The organism is Streptomyces sp. NPDC059166 (assembly GCF_042755185.1).
GTDB lineage: Bacteria > Actinomycetota > Actinomycetes > Streptomycetales > Streptomycetaceae > Streptomyces.
This window is the reverse complement of record NZ_JBHZCI010000042.1, coordinates 38,031-59,239: the sequence shown is the minus strand read 5'-3', so window position 1 is coordinate 59,239 and position 21,209 is coordinate 38,031. Positions and strand designations below refer to the sequence as shown.

The following is a 21,209-nucleotide window of genomic DNA, read 5'->3' as shown; positions in this document are numbered from 1 at the left end:
GCCGCCCGCCCGTGGGCCCCGTACCAGCCGGCCCTGCGCTCAGGGCCGGTCCGCCGCCCGGCTCAGGGCTGGTCCGCCAGGCACTCGGCGGCGAACTCGCACAGTGCAGACCGGTTGGGCCGGCCCGTCTTGCCGAGCAGGCTGGCCAGGTGCTTCTCCACCGTGCGGGGGGAGATGGACAGCCGCTGGGCGATCTGCTGGTTGCCCGGCCGGTCCGGGAGCAGCACGAACACCTCGTACTCGCGCGGGGTGACCCCGTTCGTCCGCAGGGCCGAGGGGATGCGGTCCCGGCCGCCCCGGCGCTGGGTCACGCTCACCCCCGCCTGGCGGAGAGCGGTGCGGCAGGCAGCCGCCACGGGCTGCACCCCGGCCGCGTAGAAGTACTCCTCCGCGGTGCGCAGCCACACGGCCGGCTCTCCCCACCCGTCGGCGAAGGCCGCCTCCGCGACCAGCCGCAGGCCGAGGTGGTGGGCCACCGGGAAGGCCGCGGACCGGGCGTCGAAGGCGGCCAGCCGCCCCTCGGCGCCGCTGCGGTTCCCCTCCCGGCCGAGCAGTACCGCCTCCGCCAGGTCCAGGAACTGCCGGTTCCACGCCAGGTCCGCACCGGGGGTGGCGGCGACCGCTTCGTACTCCTCGCGCCCCGTAACGCCGGCCAGCACACCCAGCAGCGGGTACAGCCCGTAGCGGCCGCTCAGGTAGTAGTAGCTCGGGTGGTCGCGCTCCCAGGCCGCGGAGGCCTCCAGATCCGCCAGCGCGCGCGGCCGGTCCTCGTCGAGCAGCGCCCCCACCGCCCCGCAGAGACCGAGTCGCAGGGGTTCGAGCGCGGATCCCTCCCCGCCGGCCCGGCGGAAGGCGGCCAGGGCCCGTTCCGTCTCCCGCCTGCGGCCCCGGTGCGCGGCCGCGGTCGCCCCGGCGAGGAGGAGATAGCGGTGGGCACCGTGATTGCCGATCCGGGCGCTGGCCTCCACCGACCGCCCGGTGATCTCCTCCACCTCCTCCCACCGCGCGCACATCACCGCGTTCATGGCCAGCAGCCCGTCGACGGTCTGGGCCAGCAGCAGGGAACCGAGCTCCGCCGCGGCCCCGCGCGCCGCGTGCAGACGGGCGGCGTCGCCCGTACGCATGAAGGCGTTGACCCCCAGACGCACCAGGGCCTCCACCCTCCACAGCGGCAGCGCGTGCTCGGTCGAGAGACTCAGCATCCGCTCCAGGCACAGGTCCGCGGCGTCGAAGCCCTTCTCGCGGGAGAGCAGCGCCAGCAACTGCCAGGCCTGGCAGGCCACGACCGGAAGCCCTTCCGCCTCCGCCGTCTCCGCGGCCTCACGGGCCGCCTTCTCGACGACACCCGGCTCCTGGCGCCTCTCACCGGGAAGGAGGGAGAGGTGGCCGTCGACCACGGAGAGCGAGGCGCGGCGCGCCGGGGACGGGGACGGGCCGAACAGGGCACTCGCGGCGGCGGTCTGACGAGCCGTGTCCACGGCGCGCTCGGCCATCACCGCCACCCAGGCGATCCGGAGGTGGGTGTCCCCGCGCGCCGCCGCCGCCCTGGAGCCGGCCGGAACCGGTGGCAGGGAGCCCGCGAGCGCGAGAGCCCCGTCCAGATCACCGCTCTCCGCCCTCGCCACCGCGAGCGACTCGGTCACCGAGGAGAGATCGGCCTCGGCAGCCAGGGACCGGGAGCGTTCCAGGAGCACCACGGCCGAACCGTGCGACCCCGAGGCCAGCATCCGCCGCCCCGCCTCGGCGAACTGCCGTGCCGCACCGGCCCGGTTGCCCGCGGCCAGTTCCAGCGACGCCACGAGCTGGCGCCGGTCCTCGTCCAGCGGTTCACCGGACCGCTCCACGGCAGAGGCGGCGCGGCGGGCCAGGGCCGCGCGCTCCGCAGGCGCGAGTGAGGAGACCAGGGCCTCCGCGGTGAGTGTGTGCCGGAAGGTGTAGCGGTCGGGCGCCGCGCCGTCGGGGGCGATGACACCGGTCTCGACCGCGGACCGCAGATGGGTGAAGAGTGCCCGGTCCTCCAGACCGGTGACGGTCTGCAGAACGCTGACGGAGAACTGCCCGCCCAGCGTCGCCGCCGTCAGCAGGAGGTCCCTGACCGGTTCGTCCATCCTGTCGAGCCGGTGGGTCCAGCTGCGCAGGATGCGTGACGGAAGGGCCCCGTCCGGCTGGGCCGCCGCCTCCCAGCCGTCCTCGGTGCGCCGCAGCCTGCCCGTTTCGAGCAGGTCGTCCAGCAGTACCTCGACCAGATACGGGTTTCCCGCCGCGCGTTCGATCAGCCTCCGCTGGACCGCCTCGGGTATCTGCTCGGGGGGCGTCTCCAGACAGGCCCCGGTCAGCGCCCGCACCTCGGCGTCGCCGAGCCCGCGTAAGTCCACCACCGCGGCGGTGTGCCGCTGTTCGGCGGAGCGTACGAGGTCCAGCGCGGCCCCGGGCTCGGGGCGCAGGGTGCCGAGCAGCAGGACCGGCAGGCCGGCCAGGTTGTCGACGACGTACTCCACGACCGCGACGGTCTCCCGGTCGCAGTCGTGCAGGTCCTCCAGCAGCATCACGCAGCCCGACTCCCGGCCGAGCACCGACAGCAGCCGCAGCAGGGCCTCCGCCAGCTCGACCACGGTCTCGGAGTGGCCGGGGTGGGTCGCACCCCGCCACTCGGGCACCAGACGGGCCAACGCCGGGTGATAGGGCACGAGTTCGGGATCGGTCGGGGTGCCCGCCGCCCGGAAGTGGGACGACAGCGCCTCCATCAGCGGCCGGAACGGCACGATCAGGCCGGTCGAGCCGGCCCGCCCGCGCAGCACGGGCAGGCCCAGCCCGTAGGCCTGGTACGCGCATTCACCCACCAGCCGGGACTTGCCGACACCCGCTTCGCCGACCAGGAACAGCGCGCGCCCCGAACGCCGTCGTGCGGCGTCCAGGGCGCTGCTCAGCAGGCCGATCTCCGCGTCCCGGCCCACGACGACCGGCGAATTCGCACGCATGGCCGCAGGCTACTCGAGCGGGACAGAGTGCGGGAGTGGGCACATTCCCCCGCAGGACGGTGCGCCCTGTCCGAAAGTGCTACATCGGAACGGTGAAGGTGGTCCAGGGGAGTTCGGGGCCGTTCATCTCCCCGTCCGACGCGCTGAGCAGCCTGCTGCGCAGCCCGAGCCCTCCGACCGCCCCGAGGGAGATCCTGCCGGCGGGGTGCTCCAGGGCCCCCTCGCGTGCCGTGGTGACGTCCGCGTACCCGGCCGAATCGCTGATCTGCGTCATCTCTGCCTCATCTACTGGTGGTGGGTGGTCATCACGGGACGTGCGGGGGACCGGTCGGCCCCCGTGGAGTGGCGCATGAGCAGTGCGGAGCCGATGCGGTCGGGGAACCCCGCGCGCAGCAGCCCGTGTCCGATGCCCGACAGGCCGGTGAGCAGCCCCGGGTGAGGCGTGTGTCCGGGTGTCCCGCAACGCGACCGCGCCCGGTCGGCGGCGGCCAGCAGGGTGCCGGTCCTGCGGAGCCAGTGCGGGCGCAGCCCGGGAAGGGCGGCGTGACCCAGCAGTTCGAGTACGCCCAGCTCGCCGTGGCAGAGGCTGTCGTCCCCGGGCGGTACGTCCCGGGCCACCTCGCCGGCCCGGGAGGCCAGCCATCCGGAGAGTTCCGGGTCGGCCAGCGCCTGAGGGCTGTCCGCGACGGCGAGCGCGACGCCCGCCACACCCTCGCACCAGGTCCGGGCCCCGTCCGTGCCGCGCACCGCGGTGCGCAGCGCGTCCAGCCCGGCGTCCCGGCAGGGCGAACGGTCGTCGTCCGCGGAGAGGCGCAGCAGCGCCCACCCGATCCCGGCCGCGCCGTCCGCGAAGCCCGCTCGGGCGGGCAGCGGCGCGGCGACGATCCGGGCGGCGCACTGAGCGGCGCCGCCGAGGGCCTCCGCCCTGCCGGTGGCGCGGTGCACGGCGAGCAGTGCGGCCAGTCCGCCGGCCGCCCCGCCGCGTACCCCGAGCTCCGCCTCGGCGGTGCTGGCCGCACGGCACAGCCGGGTGGCGGGCCCCGCCAGGTCGCTGATCCGCGTGTCGTCCAGCAGCGCCCCGACCTCGGCCACGGCGTACGCGATCCCGCCGAGTCCGGCGAAGGCGCCGGAGCCCAGCGCCCCGAGCTCCTCGTCACGCCGGTGCAGGGCGTCCAGCAGGCCCGGCACGGGAGCGAGCGCGGCGCGCGCCGCGTCGGCGTACCGGGCGGCGCCGGTCAGTGACGCCAGCTGGGCGAGGAACAGCGCCGGTCCGGTGTAGCCGCCCGCGAGGTCCGCCGCCAGCGGGGTGAGCCGCCAGTAGCGCTCGCCCAGGAGCTCCAGACCGATCCAGTTCGCCCGGCCGCCACCGTGGTAGGCGAGCGAGACGAGCTGGTCACCGACCGACCGTGCGGCGGCGAGCAGCCGCTCCGGCTCCGGTGCGCTCGCCTCGGTCCGCGGCCTGCCGTCCCCGGAGGCGCGGTGCGGGTGCCCGGCCGATGTGCTGACCATGGCGGTACGGATGATCCGCTCCTGGTCCTGCCGGTCGACGGTGTCCAGTGCGCGGATCTTCGTCTCCACCCGTGCCAGGCCGGTGGGCCCGGTGACGCCGGGCACCGGCCGCCCGGTTCCGCTCCACACGTCAGCGGTGCCCGGCCGGGTGGTGAACACCGGTACGTCGCCCCGCCACAGCTCGGCGATCTCCTCGTCCTCCAGCCCCGGCAGCGCGGGGACGCCGAGGACCCCGGTGCGCAGCAGCGCGAACACCTGCTGCCGCTCCGCGGCGTCCCGCATCAGGTCCGGGTGGGTCGACTCGTGCAGCAGCGTGGCGTACGTGAAGGTCGGGCGGGGCACGAAGCGGATCTCGTCCCCCGCGAACAGGCGCAGCAGACCCTTCGGGCCGAGCAGATCCCCGCGTGCGTCGCCGACGGCCGTGTAGCCGGCGCGGAATCCCTCGCACAGCGCGTCGGTGAAACGGAACGGATCGGCCCGGACCCCGTCCACGGTGGGGGCGTTGGCCGACTCGCCGAACCGTCCCGCCGCCCGCACCAGGCGCATGGTGTCGGTGCCCGCCGCAGCCCAGGACGCGGTCTCCAGGGGCGAGGGAGCCGCCCGTCCGCCGCCCACGGCGGACATGTCGAGCGCGGTCGTGTCACCGACCAGCAACTGGGGGAGCAGACCGACGCGGTGGACGGACGACTGCAGGGCCCGCGCGGCCGGATCGGCGGGCGGGACGGGTGACAGGGGCCGGTGGAACAGCGTCTCCACGTCGACCAGGACCGGATGGGGTCCGCAGGCGATGAGGTTCTCGTGATGCAGGTCCGTGCCGTCCAGCACGTGCAGCAGTGCCAGCAGCGCCCCCAGGCGCCGGTAGAAGAGCGCGGTCGCGGCCGTCGAGCGGCAGGGGCCGTCCTCGATGAACTCCACCCATCCGTACGTCCCGCGGTCGTGGACCTCGGGTGCTCGCAGGCCGGGCGTGCCGGGAAGGGAGTTGAACCACTCCACGAGTGTGCCGAAGTGCTGTTCGGCGGCGAGCGGGCGCGGCTTGTAGACGAGCCGGGCGCCGTCGGCGAACCGCAGCAGCATCACCGACCGGCCCCCGCGGTGGCTGTCGCCCGTGCCGGCCGTGACCCCGGTCAGCGTGTGCGGCCCCCGGGCGGCGGGACCGCCGCCCGCCGCCCCGGAGCCGGACACGGTCGAGGAGGACAGGAGTTCGCCGTCGGCCGCGAGCCTGTCGAGCATCTCGGCGAACGCGTCGGCCGAGTTCATCGCCGACTGCGCGAGGACCCGGGCGAGGACGGGATACCTGGTGACCAGCGCGGCGAGGCCCGTACGGCCCCCGGTCAGCCGCAGGAAGTCCCGGAAGCGGTCACGCGGTCCCGCCCCTTCGAGCCTGCCGTCGTTCCGGGCCTCGTGCAGTTCCGAGACGAGGGTCCGCGCGGCCAGCCGGGCCAGATCGCGGGTGACGTGGTGCAGGAAGCCCTCCAGTACGGCGGCGCAGGGGGTCCGGTGCCGGAGCGAGGCCCCCGGACCGGACGGCTCCGGGGACAGCGGGCCCGTCAGCCGTGCCGCTGCCCGGGCCGCGAAGGGCGCCATGACGACCTCGAAGCCGGTCAGCTCCGGATAGTCCCGGTCCGCGACGCGCGCCTCCTCAGGCGCGTCCGCCACGGTCTCCCGGACGAACAGGGCCCAAGCGGGTTCCGTGTTGGGGTGCGGTCCGGCCGTGCCGGGCACCCACCAGGAGGCGTCGAGTCCGGGACCGCCGGATTCCCGGGAGCGCGCACCGGCGCCGGCCGCCGATCCCTGCGGGACGCCCGGACGGTCCACGCCGCCGGCCGTGTCCTTGATGACCACCGCGTCCACCTCCCCCGGCCGGGGAAGCCCGGTGGCTCCCCCGCGCCCATCCTGTGGGGAGGCCACCGTCCGGCACATGGGGGAGTGGCCCCCATCTTTCCGCCGGCGGCGACGCGTCCGTGCGGGGGCGTTCCCGCCTCAGCGCGAGGGCGCGGCCGTCGATCCCCGCTCCATCAGCTCCGCGGCGATGATCGCCGTACCGCCCGGAGGCGGCGTCTCCTTGCCCATCGCCAGCCGCCCGGCCCGCGCACCGGCCTCGAACAGGGGGAGGCGTACGGTCGTCAGGGCGGGTACGGCGTCGACCGAGAAGGGCAGGTCGTCGAAGCCCGCGACCGAGACGTCCTCCGGGATGCGCAGCCCCTGGTCCCTGACCGCCGCGCAGGCTCCCAGTGCCACCGTGTCGTTCGCCGCGACGATCGCCGTCACCTCCGGTTCACGGCGCAGGAGTTCGAGCGTGGCGTCGTAGCCGGAGCGCCGGTCGTAGTGGCCGTGCAGGGTGACGTTCTCCTCACCCCCGTGGAGCCCCGCCGCCTTCATCGCCTCGCGGTGCCCCTCCAGCCGGTGCCGGGTCGTGGTGCGTTCGACCGGCCCGGCGACGTAACCGATCCGCCGGTGCCCGAGCCCGATCAGGTGCTCGGTCAGGCGCCGGGCGCCGCCCCGGTTGTCGAACGCCAGCGCCGCGACCACCGCGTCGCTCTCCGGCAGGGGAGGGCGGCCGCAGAAGACGATCCGGGTGCCGGCGTCGGCGAGCCTGCCCAGTTTCACCGCCATCGCCGCCTGGTGCGCCGGGTCCTCCAGGGCGCCTCCGGTCAGGACGACGGCAGCCGCGCGCTGGCGCTGGAGCAGTGTGAGATAGGTGAGCTCCCGCTCGGGGGAGCCGCCGGTGTTGCAGACCACGGCGAGCTTCTCGCCGCCCCCTCGGCCCGATCCGTCACCCGGGCCCCCGATCTCGGTCTGCGCGGCCCCGGCCATGATGCCGAAGAACGGGTCGGCGATGTCGTTGACGAGGATGCCCACCAGATCCGATGTGGCGGCGGCGAGCGAACTCGCGGGCCCGTTCAGCACGTAGTCCAGGTCGTCGACAGCGCGCAGGACCCGCTCCCGGGTGGACGCGGCCACCGGGTAGTTGCCGTTCAGGACGCGGGACACGGTGGCCGGGGACACCCGGGCGCGGGCCGCGACGTCCGCCAGGGTGACTGTCATGGCTGTCCTCCGAGGAGTTCTGGAGCGGCACCCCTTGTCCGGGCCGCTGTCGGCAGGCTAGCGTCATACCGCATAGAAAGCGCTTGCTACGGCTGTATGGAGGGAACTTCGTGACACGCAGGACAGTGCGCATCGCCATGAACGGCGTCACGGGACGCATGGGGTACCGGCAGCACCTGGTGCGCTCGATCCTCGCGATCCGCGAGCAGGGCGGCATCGATCTCGGTGGCGGGGAGGTGCTGTGGCCCGAACCCGTGCTCGTCGGCCGCCGCGCCCACGCGCTGGAGGCACTCGCGGCGCAGCACGGCCTCACCGAGTGGTCGACCGACCTGGACGCCGTCCTCGCCGACGAGTCCGTCGAGATCTACTTCGACGCCCAGGTCACCTCGGCCCGCGTCGAGGCGATCAAGAAGGCGATCGCCGCCGGCAAGCACATCTACACCGAGAAGCCGACCGCCACCGACGTGGAGGGCGCGCTCGAACTGGCCCGCCTCGCCCGCGACGCCGGAATCAAGCACGGCGTCGTCCAGGACAAGATCTTCCTCCCCGGCCTGCTCAAGCTGAAGCGCCTCATCGACGGCGGCTTCTTCGGCGAGATCCTCTCCGTCCGGGGCGAGTTCGGCTACTGGGTCTTCGAGGGTGACTGGCAGGAGGCCCAGCGCCCGTCCTGGAACTACCGCGCGGAGGACGGCGGCGGCATCGTCGTCGACATGTTCCCGCACTGGGAGTACGTCCTGCACGAGCTGTTCGGCAAGGTCACGAGCGTCTCCGCACACGTGCAGACGCACATCCCGCAGCGCTGGGACGAGCAGGGCAAGCCCTACCCGGCCACCGCCGACGACGCCGCCTACGGCATCTTCCAGCTGGAGGGCGGCGCCGTCGCCCAGATCAACTCCTCCTGGGCGGTCCGCGTCAACCGCGACGAACTCGTCGAGTTCCAGGTCGACGGCACGCACGGATCCGCCGTCGCCGGGCTGCGCAACTGCCGTGTGCAGCACCGCTCGGCCACCCCCAAGCCCGTCTGGAACCCGGACCTCCCCGTCACCGAGTCCTTCCGCGACCAGTGGCAGGAAGTCCCCGACAACGCCGAGTTCGACAACGGCTTCAAGGCCCAGTGGGAGCTCTTCCTGCGCCACATCGTCCTCGACGAGCCCTACACCTGGGACCTGATGGCCGGTGCCCGCGGCGTCCAGCTCGCCGAGCTCGGCCTCAAGTCCGCCGCCGAGGGCCGGCGCTTCGACGTACCGGAGCTGGGCCTGTGACCATCCACCTGCCGCAGGGTCCGTACGAGCCCCGCGCCACCCCGCTCGACCTGGCGCCGGACGGGGCGCCGCTCGCCTCCCGTACGGTCTTCTCCGCCGCCCACGTCGTCGCCGACCCGTACGCCGACGTCAGCCCCGACGACCCCGTCGCCGTGGACTGGGACGCCACCCTCGCCTTCCGCCGCCACCTGTGGTCGCACGGGCTGGGCGTGGCCGAGGCCATGGACACCGCCCAGCGCGGCATGGGCCTGGACTGGGCCGGTGCCGCCGAGCTGATCCGCCGCTCGGCCGCCGAGGCGAAGGCCGTGGGCGGCCGGATCGCCTGCGGTGTCGGCACCGACCAGCTCACCGGACCCGCGACCCTGGCCGAGGTGCGCGCCGCGTACGAGGAGCAGCTCGCCCTCGTCGAGGCGAGCGGCGCGCAGGCCATCCTGATGGCCTCCCGCGCCCTCGCCGCCGCGGCCAGGGGCCCCGAGGACTACCTGGAGACCTACGCGCACCTCCTGCGCCAGGCCACCGAGCCGGTCGTCCTGCACTGGCTCGGCCCGATGTTCGACCCGGCTCTGGACGGCTACTGGGGCAGCGCGGACCTCGACGAGGCCACCGACACCTTCCTGAAGGTCATCGCCGAGCACCCGGACAAGGTCGACGGCATCAAGATCTCGCTCCTGGACGCCGAGCGCGAGATCGACGTACGGCGCCGCCTCCCCAGCGGGGTGCGCTGCTACACCGGCGACGACTTCAACTACCCGGAACTGATCGCCGGCGACGACCGCGGCTTCAGTCACGCGCTGCTCGGCATCTTCGACCCGCTCGGCCCTCTCGCGGCCCACGCCGTGCGGGTCCTGGACACGGGTGACGTGGCCGGCTTCCGCGAACTGCTCGACCCCACGGTGGAGTTGTCGCGCCATCTCTTCCAGGCGCCGACCCGCTTCTACAAGACCGGCGTGGTCTTCCTGGCCTGGCTGGCCGGCCACCAGGACCACTTCACGATGGTCGGCGGACTGCAGTCCGCCCGCTCGCTGCCGCACCTGGCGAAGGCGTACGAACTGGCCGACCGCCTCGGGCTGTTCCCCGACCCGGAGCTGGCGGAGTCCCGGATGCGCGCGCTGCTGACCGTCCACGGAGGAAGCCGATGAGCGCCGACCTCTCCCGTCTCTCCATCAACCAGGAGACCGTCCGGCAGCTCTCGCTCCCCGAGCTCGTCGAAGGGTGCGCCAAGGCCGGCATCGGCCAGGTCGGCCTCTGGCGGGCGCCCGTGCAGGCGTACGGGGTCGAGCGCGCCGGGCAGTTGATGAAGGACGCCGGGCTCACCGTCACCAGCCTGTGCCGCGGCGGATTCCTCACCGCGTCGGACCCGGCGGAGCGCGCCCGCGCCCTCGACGACAACCGGGCCGCCGTCGACGAGGCCGCAGGAGTGCGCACCGACACCCTGGTCCTCGTCTCCGGCGGACTCCCCGAAGGGGACAAGGACCTGCACGGCGCCCGCGAGCGGATCGCCGACGCGCTGGGCGAGCTCGCCCCGTACGCACGCGAGCGGGGCGTACGCCTCGCGATCGAGCCGCTGCACCCGATGTACGCCTCGGACCGCTGTGTCGTCTCCACGCTGTCCCAGGCGCTGGACCTCGCCGAACGCTTCCCCGCCGAGGAGGTCGGCGTGGTCGTGGACAGCTACCACATCTGGTGGGACGACCGGGTGGCAGCCGACATCGCACGGGCGGGCGCGGGCGGCCGGATCCACTCCTTCCAGCTGGCCGACTGGATCACCCCGCTCCCGGCGGGAGTTCTTGTGGGCCGGGGTCAACTCGGCGACGGCAGCGTCGACTTCCGCGCGATGCGCCGCGAGGTCGAGGCGACGGGCTTCGACGGACCGATCGAGGTGGAGATCTTCAACGAGGGTCTCTGGGCCAGGGACGGCGTCGAAGTGATCGCCGAGGTCGCCGCGCGCTACCTGGAACACGCCTGCTGAGAGCGCCCGGCCGGGGCTGAGTAAAGAGATCGCAAAGGCGTGCAACCTTTGCGTACCTTCCCCGGTCGTACTCTGCGTCGGGACTTCCGGGGAGGGGTCCGGGGGGATCGGGAAGCCCGACGGAGGGGGAAAGCGAGGGGGGTCCGGCCTGTGGGCCGGGCCCCATTCCGCGTTCCGGGGCCTGGGCCGCACCCGTGCGGACCGCAGCCGCCAGGGCGCGCCGGCCGTCGGGTCGGCAGCCGGCCCGGGGCCTACCGTCCCTCGCTCCCGTCCTCCTCCTCCACTTCCTCGGCGTCCTCGTCCGCGCCGGTCTCGTCGGCAGCGGGTTCGGTTTCGTCCCCGGTCTCCTCGCCGTCCTCCCCGCCCTCTTCCTCCTCCATGGCCTCCTCGTGCGTGCGGACGACCTCACCGTCGCGGATCTCGCCGCGCCAGCCCTCGACCTCCTCGTCGGTGAGCGTCACATGACGCTGGAAGTTCTTGAAGTCCAGGCGCAGGCGGCGGCCTTGGGCGCGCCAGAGGTTGCCGGTCTTCTCGAAGAAGCCGGACGGGTAGTACTCCACGACGAGGACGATGCGGGTCAGGTTGGGAGCCAGTTCGTGGAAGCTGACCGCACCCTGCGTGGTGCCCTTGGAGCCGTCGGAGGTCCAGACGATGCGGTCGTCAGGGATCTGCTCCTGGATGGTCGCCTCGAAACTCCGCGTGGAGGGGCCGACCTTGGTCTTCCAGGTGGTCGTCGCGTCGTCCTCCGTGGACACGCTCTGCACACCCTTGGCGAAGCCGCTGAAGTCCTCGTACTGCGTCCACTTGTCGTAGGCCACGCGCAGGGGCACCCCGACGTCCAGCACCTCGATCATGTTGGTGACCTTGGGGCCGCCGGGCTTGCCTCCGCCACCGCCGCCGAAGGCGTCCTTCACCTTGTCCGCGACTCCGCTCGCCGCCGACTTCGCCTTCTCCGAGACGAGAGCCCGCACCGGTGACTCGCCCTGCAGCAGACGAGATCCGATTCCGGGCAACTCGCCACCGTTCTCGGTGACATCGGTGAGCCGGCCGGTGAGGTCGGTGACCTTCTGTCCCACCGTCTCGGCGGCCCGATCGAGACGCGCGCCCATGTAGTTGGCCATCTCCTCGCGGAGATGGTCGATCGCTGACTTCTCGTCCTGCTTCGGGGCGTCATCTGTCTTCGTCATGACGTGCTACCTCCGGCCCTGGGCGCGGCTGGACGTGTTCTTCGAAGCCCTGCCGGACGACGGCTCGTCCGCCGTCTTCTTCTGGGCGGTCGTACGCCTTGCTCCCGCTTTCCTGGCCGGAGCCTGGGAGGCCTTCTTCTTCGCCGGTGCGGTCTTCTTGGCGGGAGGAGCCTTCCGGCGGCCGGCGGACTCGGTGGAGTCCTTCCCCGGCCCTCGGCGTCCACGGCCTGCCGGCGAAGCTCCCTCGTCCTCGGCTTCCTCTTCCTCGTCCTCGCCCTGCTCGGCGTCTTCAACGTCTTCGGTGTCCTCGGCGCCGGCCTCCGCGTCGTCCGCGGAGCCGTCCTCCTCGCCCTTGCTCCTGAGGTCGAGGGCACGCTTGCCGATGGCGTCGGCCAACGAGCCGACACCGCGGTTGGCGACGGCGGTCACGGCACCGCGGGCCGCGTCCACCCCCTCGGCGCGGATCTGCTTCTGAACTCCGGCGACCTGAGGCATCTCCCCGAGGCGCCGGACCGCCTGAGCGGCCAGCTGCCGCGGCTCCAGGCTGATGTTCCTGCCCGCCAGGAACATCGCGACGCTCAACGCCAGCTTGCCCTTCTTGGTCCGTCCCAGTACGTAGCCGCCTGCCAGCCCTGAGGCCAGTGCGGCTTTCGTCTTCTCATCCATGGGTCCACCACCTCGACGGCTCGTCCGCGGATCAGCTGACGCCGGGGCCGTCAGGACCCGCCGACGGCCGAGGAGCTTCACTCCACGATCACCGCTGTCCGGTGACGACCGAGGAAACCAGCCGTCTCACTTGGAGTTCTTCCCCCGGGAAGGCTTTCGCGCGAGCGCCGGGCGCTGGTTCCAGAAACGGGATACCCGGGGTCCCGGAGCGCCTCGCCGCCCTTCGTTACCCACTCTCCGCCCCTTGCCCCGGCTACGCCATTCGAGTGGGCGCGCCGCCCACGGAGGGTGACGGAAGGGCACTTCCAGGTGCCGCCCCCGGGGCGCCGGCCGGCGAGAGCCCTTCCGGCCCGGCAACCCCGACGCCGCACCCGTACCTGGCGGCGTCAGCCCTTCCGGCGACGCACCGGGCGACGGGCCTTGACCGGCTCCCGCCCGTGGTGCGCGCGCCCGCTTCCCGACCTGACCTCCGGCGCGCGGGCGGACTTCCTCCCGCCCCTGTGCGGGTCGGACGTATCCTCGCGCTTCGCCCTCGGGGTGCCCTCGGCCCCTTCCAGCTCTTCCGTATCGTCCTTCGCGCCGGTCCCCGCCCGGTCCCCGCCGTCGCCGTCCTGCTCGACGCCCTCGACGCCCTCGTCGAGCGCTTCCCCCGCGGCGTCCGCCGCACCGCCCGACACCTCACCGGCGCTCCGGGAGGCCTTCCGCGCGACGTCTCCCACGTTCTCGCCCGCTCCACCGGTCGCCTCCCCGGCGCCTTCGCCCACCGTCTCCGTCGCCTCGCCGGCGCCTTCGCCGAGCTGCTTCGCCGCGTCTGCCGCGCCCTCGCCCACGTCCCCGGCAGCCTTTCCCGCACCCTGACCGACCTGTTTCGCAGCCTCGCCGGTGCCCTGCCCGACCTGTTCGGTGGCGGCTCCCGCGCCCCGGCCGACCTGTTCGGTGGCGGCTCCCGCGCCCTCCCCGACGTCCTCCACGGCGGCACCGGCACCCCGGCCGACATCCTCGACGGCTCCGCCCGCACCCTCGCCCACGTCCTCCACCGCGGAGCCCGCGCCCTCGCCCACGTCCTCCACCGCGGAGCCCGCGCCCCTGCCGACGTCCTCCACCGCCGCACTCGCGCCCTCACCGAGCTCTCCGACGGCCTTGCCCGCGCCGCCGCCGATCTCCTCGGCCGCCGAGCCCAGCCCGCGAGTCAGCTGTTCGAGGATCTGAGGATTCCGGTCGACGGTCTCCAGCACCCGCGCGAGAATCCTCGCCACGTTCTGCAGCCTCACCTTCAGCTGCGCCTGGACGTCGACCCCCTTGATGTCCAGTTGCACGCGCCCGAGTTGGACGTCGGCTCCCACATTGAGCTTCAGCAGATCGAGCACTTCGGCCTGCAGCGAGACCCGAGCCCGGAGATCCTCGACCTCCAGGCCGAGCTCGTCGAGATGCAGTGCGGGAACATCGAGAAAGACGTCCGACGGCCCCTCGGGGCTCCCGGCTTCCTCCGGGAGGGCCGGTCCGTCGTACCGGTCCTGCTCAGGTTCCTGGTCGTTCGTGCTGTCGGTGTCGGCCATTCCGGGTGCACATCCTCGATCGGCACGTCACCCCCCACACAGCCCCCTGACCAGTGTTGAACGGGGGAAGCGGCTCCGCAATCGCCGAGAAGGCCCGCCGGGCCGCAGGACCGGCCGGGGCCGGGGCGAACGGAAGGGCGCCGGGCCCGTACGCCTCGCCCGGTGTCCCGGCCGGGCCCACGGGCGCGGGCAGCGATCGCAGGACGGCCGAGCCCGCTCCGGGGCCCGGCGCTCACGCCTCGAGATCGGCCGCCCGGATGCCGAATCCGCGTCGCGAGGACTCGACATGGCGGATGTGCCGCCGGGTCCAGTCGCACATCATGTCGACCGTCCGCCGCAGATCCCTGGCCGGTTCGGTGAGCCGGTACTCCACGCGCGGAGGCACCGTCGGATACACGGTCCGCTCGACCAGCCCGTTGCGCTCCAGCATGCGCAGGTTCTGCGTGAGCATCTTGTGGCTGATGCCCTCGACCGCGTCACGGACCTGGCTGAAGCGCAGGGTGCGGTCACCCACGGCCTCGATGATCAGCAGCGTCCACTTGTTGGCCACGTCCGAGAAGATCTCCCGCGCGAGTGAATCCGCGCGTCGCAGATCGTCGTTCTCCTCGCCGGACGCACCACTGACCTGCTTGGTCACCATCGGGTTCCCCCGTCACCGAAAAGTGCCTTCTTCCACGTCAGGCCTCACTCTCCTACGGTTCCCCGGTGACCACAAGAGAGCCGGAGCCCGGGCCGTGGGCCCGCGGCAAGGAGGCGAACAGCATGCCCGTCACACTGATCGACCCCGAGGGACTACCGGTGGTCGGCGCCTACCGTCAGGTGTCGATCGCCACCGGAACGAGGACCGTCCACGTCGCGGGGCAGGTCTCCTGGGACGCCGACGGTGCCACGGTCGGCGAAGGCGATCTGGCGGCCCAGGTCGAACAGTCCTACCTGAACGTCGCCACCGCCCTGGCCGGAGCAGGGGCGTCCTTCGACGACGTCGTGAGACTGACCGTGTACGTCGTCGACTGGACCCCCGACAGGATGCCCCAACTGCTGGACGGCATCGCCCGGGCCTCGGCCCGCCTGGGCACCACCCCGGTACCGCCCGCCACGCTGCTGGGCGTCGCCGCACTGGACATCCCGGAACACCTGGTCGAGGTCGAGGCGACCGCGGTCACCGGCTGAGCGTTCGCGGTCCGGCCGGCGCTCTTCACCGGGAGCCGAGGAGGAGCCCACCTCTCACGACGCCAACGGGGCGCCCCCACTCACCACTTGTCGCCGACGCGCACCTTGTCCCACTTGCTCTTCGCGATGCACAGCTCGTGCGCGTCGTCGTCGAGTTCGATCTGCCAGCACTCCGGCTCCCGGTGGGAGACGCGCTTGGTGCCGGTCTTCACCGACCGGCACGACTGCTTGGACTTGCCGTCCTTCCTGGTCGTGGTGCACTGCCGTTTCGTGACCGGCTCGGTGGACCAGGTGGTGCGGGCGGCCTTGTGCTCCTTCTCCGTGATCGTCCCGTGCACCTCGTCGCTGCCGCAGGCGGTCAGCAGAAGAGCGGCGACGGGTATGGCGACGAGGGCGGAGACGCGGTGTGCGGACATGGACTTCCCCTTGGGGCACGGTGCGGTGCCGGGCCGGACGGGGGCTGGGCGACGGCGTGGACGACTCGCAGCATAGATACCGGGCCCGGCGTACGCCAGGGGTTCGGGGCGGTGGCGCCGAACGGCCCCTGCGGCAGGGCTCGGTGAGGGTCCCCGGAAGCGCTTCGACAGCGTCCCACCTGCTAGCCTCCGCGCTCAGCGGGACCGACGATGTGCAGGTGTCGAGGCGTCGGCAATGCCTCCGCGACCACCCGGCAGAGCCGAGCGACCGCATCCGCATGGTGACGACAGGGGAGAGACATGTTGGCGAGCGACCGCGAGACCGGCGAGGCCACGGTGCACGGGGAGGTGCGCCCCGGTTTCGAAGGCGTACGGGAGGCCTTCGAGCAGGTGGTGCGGCAGCAGCCGCGGCCGACCGGATTGCAGGTGGCCGTCCACCACGACGGGGCGCGTGTCGTGGACCTCTGGGCAGGACCGGGGGTCGAGGGCGACACCGTGACCGGTGTGTTCTCGATCAGCAAGGGCGCCGCCTACATCGTCGTGGCCCTGCTCGTCCAGGACGGGATACTCGACCTCGACCGTACGGTCGCCTCGTACTGGCCGGAGTTCGCCCAGGCGGGCAAGGAGGCCGTCACGCTGCGGCAGTTGCTCGCCCACCAGGCGGGCGTGATCGGTGTCGACGAAGCCCTCACGATCGAGGAGCTGGCCGACGAAGCGGTCATCGCGGAGCGCCTCGCCGCACAGGCCCCGTACTGGACCCCCGGCGAGGGGTTCGGCTACCACGGGCTCGTGATCTCCGCCCTCCTCTGCGAGGTCGTCCGCAGGGCCACCGGGCGGAGCCTGCAGGACTGGTGGGAGCAGCGGGTGCGCGGACCGCGTGACCTCGGCTTCTACCTCGGGCTCCCCGAGGAACTGGACTCCCTGTACCTGGACGTCACCCCCGCGGTGCCCGGCCCGGACGACGAAGTGCCGCCGGAGCCGGGGAAGCTGGAGGCGATAGCGTTCAGCAGGACCCATATGCCGGACCTCTCCGTCTTCCCCAACTTCCGGCTCACCAGGGCTCTGGGCCAGGGCTCGGCCGGCGGAGTGGCCTCCGCCAGGGGCGCGGCGGCCGCCTACGCCGCCGTCATCGGAGTCCTGGACGGCAGTCCCGCACTGCTCGACCCGGACACGACCGAGGAGTTCACCCGGATCCATTCGGAGGGCATCGACCTGGTCGGCAACTGCGAGAGCCGGTTCGCCCTGGGGTTCCAGACCCTCGACAACCGTTACTCGGCGCTCGGCCCGGACGCCTTCGGCCACGGGGGCGCCGCGGGCGCCATGGCGTTCGCCAGCCCCTCCGACCGCCTGGCCTATGCCTACATCCGCAGCCGGTTCGCGCTGGGGGACAGCGCGGACAGGGAGAACACCCTGCTGATCGAGGCGATGCTCGCCGCGGTACGCGGCAGCCGTTAGCCGGAGAGAGCCCGGGAGCGCGGAGGGCAGGCACACGGCCCTCCCGCCCCGGTTCTCCCGCACCGGCCCGCGCGGTGTCGGTGCCACCCGATAGCGTCTGCCCCATGTCCCACACCGCCGTGCTCGAAGGCGTCCTGGAGCGGATCACCTACGCCAACGAGGAGAACGGCTACACCGTCGCCCGTGTCGACACCGGCAGAGGCGCGGGCGATCTGCTCACCGTCGTCGGCTCGCTGCTGGGTGCCCAGCCCGGCGAGTCCCTGCGGATGGAGGGGCGGTGGGGCTCGCACCCGCAGTTCGGCAGGCAGTTCCTCGTCGACAACTACACGACGGTGCTCCCCGCGACCATCCAGGGCATCCGCCGCTACCTCGGCTCCGGCCTGATCAAGGGCATCGGCCCGGTGATGGCCGACCGCATCACCACCCACTTCGGTGTGGACACCCTCGACATCATCGAGCAGCACCCGAAGCGGCTCGTCGAGGTGCCCGGTCTCGGTCCCAAGCGGACGAAGATGATCGCCGCGGCCTGGGAGGAGCAGAAGGCGATCAAGGAGGTCATGGTCTTCCTCCAGAGCGTCGGGGTCTCCACCTCCATCGCCGTGCGGATCTACAAGAAGTACGAGGACGCCTCGATCTCCGTCGTGAGGAACCAGCCCTACCGGCTCGCCGCCGACGTCTGGGGCATCGGGTTCCTCACCGCCGACCGCATCGCCCAGGCCGTCGGCATCCCGCACGACAGCCCGGAACGGGTCAAGGCCGGTCTCCAGTACGCGCTGTCGCAGTCGACCGACCAGGGCCACTGCTTCCTCCCCGAGGAGCGGCTGATCGCCGACGGGGTGAAGCTCCTCCAGGTCGACACCGGGCTGGTGATCGAGTGCCTGGCCGAGCTCGCCGAGGACCCGGAGGGCGTCGTACGGGAGAAGGTGCCCGGGCCCGAGGGCGGGCAGCCCGTCACCGCCGTGTACCTGGTCCCCTTCCACCGTGCGGAGATCTCCCTGGCCTCCCAGGTCCAGCGGCTGCTGCGTACGCCGGAGGACCGGCTGCCCGGCTTCCAGGACGTCGACTGGGACAAGGCGCTCGCCTGGCTCGCGCGGCGTACCGGGGCGACCCTGGCGCCCGAGCAGGAGGCCGCGGTCCGGCTGGCGCTCACCAGGAAGGTCGCCGTCCTCACCGGTGGCCCCGGCTGCGGGAAGTCCTTCACCGTCCGCTCCGTGGTCGAGCTGGCCCGTGCGCGCGACGCGAAGGTGGTCCTGGCCGCTCCGACCGGGCGCGCCGCGAAGCGCCTCGCCGAGCTGACGGGCGCGGAGGCGTCCACCGTGCACCGCCTCCTGGAGCTGAAGCCCGGGGGAGACGCGGCCTGGGACCGCGAACGCCCCCTGGACGCCGATCTGGTCGTCGTCGACGAGGCGTCGATGCTCGATCTGCTGCTCGCCAACAAGCTGGTCAAGGCGGTGGCCCCCGGGGCGCACCTCCTGCTGGTGGGGGACGTGGACCAACTCCCGTCGGTCGGTGCCGGAGAGGTGCTGGGAGATCTGCTCGCCGAAGGCGGCCCCGTGCCGGCGGTGCGGCTGACGACCATCTTCCGGCAGGCCCGGAAGTCCGGGGTGGTCACCAACGCCCACCGGATCAACTCGGGTGTTCCGCCGGTGACCCAGGGCCTGGACGACTTCTTCCTCTTCGTGGAGGACGAGACGGAGGACGCCGGTGTGCTCGCCGTGGACGTCGCGTCCCGCCGCATCCCCGCGAAGTTCGGCATGGACCCGCGCCGCGACGTGCAGGTGCTCGCCCCCATGCACCGCGGTCCGGCGGGCGCCGGACACCTCAACGGGCTGCTCCAGCAGGCCATCACGCCCGGCCGCCCCGGTCTTCCCGAGAAGCGGTTCGGGGGCAGGGTCTTCCGGGTAGGCGACAAGGTGACACAGATCCGTAACAACTACGAAAAAGGGGAGAACGGGGTCTTCAACGGTACGGTCGGCGTCGTCACCGCTCTCGATCCGGACGAGCAGACGCTGACGGTCCTGACCGACGAGGACGAGGAGATCGGCTACGACTTCGACGAACTCGACGAACTGGCGCACGCCTACGCGATGACCATCCACCGCTCCCAGGGCAGCGAGTATCCGGCGGTCGTCATCCCCGTCACCACCAGTGCGTGGATGATGCTGCAGCGCAACCTGCTGTACACGGCGGTGACGAGGGCCAAGAAGCTGGTCGTCCTGGTCGGTTCACGCAAGGCCATCGGGCAGGCGGTGCGCACGGTTTCCGCAGGCAGGCGCTGTACCGGGCTTGATTTCCGGTTGCGTGGAGGCGGCCTCGAAGGCGGTCCGGAAAAATGATCGATCAAAACGGTGGGAAACATCACTGTGCCCTTCCGGAACCGCTGTGCAGGGGGCAGGATGAGAAAGTTGACGGCACTCAGTGCCGCCAGTCGGCCCAATGGGCGACCCCGAGTGCACTCTCCTGAGCCAAATGGGGGAGGGTGGAGTACAAGTCAGGGCACCTCGAAGAAGAGGCACTACGTCGGTGAGGGATGACGTGAGCGAGAGCGACAACTCTGTAGTACTGCGGTACGGCGATGGCGAGTACACCTACCCGGTGATCGACAGCACCGTCGGCGACAAGGGCTTCGACATCGGGAAGCTCCGGGCTCATACGGGCCTGGTGACGCTGGACAGCGGGTACGGCAACACGGCCGCCTACAAATCCGCCATCACCTATCTCGACGGCGAGCAGGGCATCCTGCGGTACCGCGGCTACCCGATCGAGCAGCTCGCCGAGAGCTCCACGTTCCTCGAGGTCGCCTACACGCTGATCAACGGTGACCTTCCCAAGGTCGACGAGCTGTCGGCCTTCAAGAACGAGATCACCCAGCACACGCTGCTGCACGAGGACGTCAAGCGCTTCTTCGACGGCTTCCCGCGCGACGCCCACCCGATGGCCATGCTCTCCTCGGTCGTCAGCGCGCTGTCCACGTTCTACCAGGACAGCCACAACCCGTTCGACGAGGAGCAGCGCCACCTCTCGACGATCCGCCTGCTCGCCAAGCTGCCGACGATCGCGGCGTACGCCTACAAGAAGTCGATCGGGCACCCGTTCGTCTACCCGCGCAACGACCTCGGCTACGTCGAGAACTTCCTGCGCATGACGTTCTCCGTCCCGGCCCAGGAGTACGTGCCGGACCCGGTCGTCGTCTCCGCGCTCGAGAAGCTGCTCATCCTCCACGCGGACCACGAGCAGAACTGTTCGACCTCCACCGTGCGCCTGGTGGGCTCCTCGCAGGCGAACATGTTCGCCTCGATCTCCGCCGGCATCTCGGCCCTGTGGGGCCCGCTGCACGGTGGCGCCAACCAGTCGGTGCTGGAGATGCTCGAAGGCATCCAGGCCAACGGCGGCGACGTCGACTCCTTCATCCAGAAGGTGAAGAACAAGGAGGACGGCGTCCGCCTGATGGGCTTCGGCCACCGGGTGTACAAGTCCTTCGACCCCCGCGCCAAGATCATCAAGGCCGCGGCGCACGATGTGCTCTCCTCGCTCGGCAAGTCCGACGAGCTGCTCGACATCGCGCTCAAGCTGGAGGAGCACGCACTCTCCGACGAGTACTTCGTCTCGCGCAACCTCTACCCCAACGTGGACTTCTACACGGGCCTGATCTACCGCGCCATGGGCTTCCCGACGGAGATGTTCACCGTGCTGTTCGCGCTCGGCCGCCTCCCCGGCTGGATCGCCCAGTGGCACGAGATGATCAAGGAGCCGGGATCCCGCATCGGCCGCCCGCGCCAGATCTACACCGGCGAGGTCCTGCGCGACTTCGTCCCGGTCGAGGGCCGCTGACGCCCGAGGACCGCTGACACACCCCGACCCTCCTTCCGGTCGGCATCCTTCGCCCCGCGTACCGCGCTCGCCCCTGTGGGGGCGCGGTGTCCGGGGCGATTCGGCGTCACGGGGCCTGTGGAGGCGCCCCGGCGCCCCGGGCGCCGGCTGTGGCGCCGCCCGCGC

16 protein-coding genes are annotated in these 21,209 nt (G+C 72.2%); 7 read left to right on the top strand and 9 right to left on the bottom strand.

Going from position 1 to position 21,209, the window contains the following annotated elements:
* Positions 1 to 62: 62 nt before the first annotated feature.
* From ACFXOA_RS26775 to ACFXOA_RS26760, 4 genes are all read right to left on the bottom strand, one after another.
* On the bottom strand, positions 63 to 2,978 hold the full coding sequence (locus ACFXOA_RS26775) for an AAA family ATPase (protein WP_385033597.1): 2,916 nt from the start codon (positions 2,976 to 2,978) through the stop codon (positions 63 to 65).
* 79 nt (positions 2,979 to 3,057) lie between these two features.
* Positions 3,058 to 3,252, bottom strand: coding sequence for a hypothetical protein (locus ACFXOA_RS26770; RefSeq protein ID WP_385033595.1), 195 nt, complete (start codon positions 3,250 to 3,252; stop codon positions 3,058 to 3,060).
* 11 nt (positions 3,253 to 3,263) lie between these two features.
* Positions 3,264 to 6,407 (bottom strand): type 2 lanthipeptide synthetase LanM family protein, encoded by a 3,144-nt coding sequence (locus tag ACFXOA_RS26765; RefSeq protein ID WP_385033592.1) that lies wholly within the window; start codon positions 6,405 to 6,407, stop codon positions 3,264 to 3,266.
* Positions 6,408 to 6,467: 60 nt separating this feature from the next.
* Entirely contained in the window at positions 6,468 to 7,532 is a 1,065-nt protein-coding gene (locus tag ACFXOA_RS26760; RefSeq protein WP_385033589.1) for a LacI family DNA-binding transcriptional regulator, read from the bottom strand.
* A 110-nt stretch (positions 7,533 to 7,642) separates the two neighbouring features.
* On the opposite strand from ACFXOA_RS26760, the gene ACFXOA_RS26755 reads away from it, so the two are divergent.
* From ACFXOA_RS26755 to ACFXOA_RS26745, 3 genes are read left to right on the top strand one after another with little or no spacing between them, the layout of a single operon-like run.
* Positions 7,643 to 8,794 (top strand): Gfo/Idh/MocA family protein, encoded by a 1,152-nt coding sequence (locus ACFXOA_RS26755; protein WP_385033586.1) that lies wholly within the window; start codon positions 7,643 to 7,645, stop codon positions 8,792 to 8,794.
* A complete protein-coding gene (locus ACFXOA_RS26750; RefSeq protein WP_385033583.1) occupies positions 8,791 to 9,933 on the top strand; it encodes a dihydrodipicolinate synthase family protein in 1,143 nt (380 codons plus the stop codon). Before ACFXOA_RS26755 ends, ACFXOA_RS26750 begins: the two co-directional genes overlap by 4 nt.
* On the top strand, positions 9,930 to 10,763 hold the full coding sequence (locus tag ACFXOA_RS26745) for a sugar phosphate isomerase/epimerase family protein (protein WP_385033580.1): 834 nt from the start codon (positions 9,930 to 9,932) through the stop codon (positions 10,761 to 10,763). Before ACFXOA_RS26750 ends, ACFXOA_RS26745 begins: the two co-directional genes overlap by 4 nt.
* 251 nt (positions 10,764 to 11,014) lie before the next feature.
* On the opposite strand, the gene ACFXOA_RS26740 is transcribed toward ACFXOA_RS26745, so the two are convergent.
* The 4 genes from ACFXOA_RS26740 to ACFXOA_RS26725 form a co-directional block, all read right to left on the bottom strand.
* The gene (locus ACFXOA_RS26740; protein WP_385033577.1) at positions 11,015 to 11,950 is read right to left on the bottom strand and encodes an SRPBCC family protein; all 936 of its coding nucleotides are present in this window, start codon (positions 11,948 to 11,950) and stop codon (positions 11,015 to 11,017) included.
* Between the two features lie 6 nt (positions 11,951 to 11,956).
* Positions 11,957 to 12,616, bottom strand: coding sequence for a histone protein (locus ACFXOA_RS26735; protein ID WP_385033574.1), 660 nt, complete (start codon positions 12,614 to 12,616; stop codon positions 11,957 to 11,959).
* A 386-nt stretch (positions 12,617 to 13,002) separates the two neighbouring features.
* Positions 13,003 to 14,172, bottom strand: coding sequence for a hypothetical protein (locus tag ACFXOA_RS26730; RefSeq protein WP_385033571.1), 1,170 nt, complete (start codon positions 14,170 to 14,172; stop codon positions 13,003 to 13,005).
* Positions 14,173 to 14,404: 232 nt separating this feature from the next.
* Positions 14,405 to 14,812 (bottom strand): winged helix-turn-helix transcriptional regulator, encoded by a 408-nt coding sequence (locus ACFXOA_RS26725; protein ID WP_385033568.1) that lies wholly within the window; start codon positions 14,810 to 14,812, stop codon positions 14,405 to 14,407.
* Positions 14,813 to 14,934: 122 nt separating this feature from the next.
* Here ACFXOA_RS26725 and ACFXOA_RS26720 point away from each other — a divergent pair, with 122 nt between their 5' ends.
* On the top strand, positions 14,935 to 15,342 hold the full coding sequence (locus ACFXOA_RS26720; protein WP_385033565.1) for a RidA family protein: 408 nt from the start codon (positions 14,935 to 14,937) through the stop codon (positions 15,340 to 15,342).
* A gap of 80 nt (positions 15,343 to 15,422) precedes the next feature.
* Here the strand turns inward: ACFXOA_RS26720 and ACFXOA_RS26715 are convergent, their stop codons facing one another.
* A complete protein-coding gene (locus ACFXOA_RS26715; protein WP_385033563.1) occupies positions 15,423 to 15,758 on the bottom strand; it encodes a hypothetical protein in 336 nt (111 codons plus the stop codon).
* Between the two features lie 300 nt (positions 15,759 to 16,058).
* Here ACFXOA_RS26715 and ACFXOA_RS26710 point away from each other — a divergent pair, with 300 nt between their 5' ends.
* The 3 genes from ACFXOA_RS26710 (at position 16,059) to ACFXOA_RS26700 (ending at position 21,044) form a co-directional block, all read left to right on the top strand.
* Positions 16,059 to 17,213: a serine hydrolase domain-containing protein gene (locus tag ACFXOA_RS26710; protein ID WP_385033560.1), complete on the top strand. Its 1,155-nt coding sequence runs from the start codon at positions 16,059 to 16,061 to the stop codon at positions 17,211 to 17,213.
* A gap of 104 nt (positions 17,214 to 17,317) precedes the next feature.
* Positions 17,318 to 19,549: an ATP-dependent RecD-like DNA helicase gene (locus ACFXOA_RS26705; RefSeq protein WP_385033557.1), complete on the top strand. Its 2,232-nt coding sequence runs from the start codon at positions 17,318 to 17,320 to the stop codon at positions 19,547 to 19,549.
* A gap of 199 nt (positions 19,550 to 19,748) precedes the next feature.
* Positions 19,749 to 21,044, top strand: coding sequence for a citrate synthase (locus ACFXOA_RS26700; RefSeq protein ID WP_362549545.1), 1,296 nt, complete (start codon positions 19,749 to 19,751; stop codon positions 21,042 to 21,044).
* Positions 21,045 to 21,209: the final 165 nt, after the last annotated feature.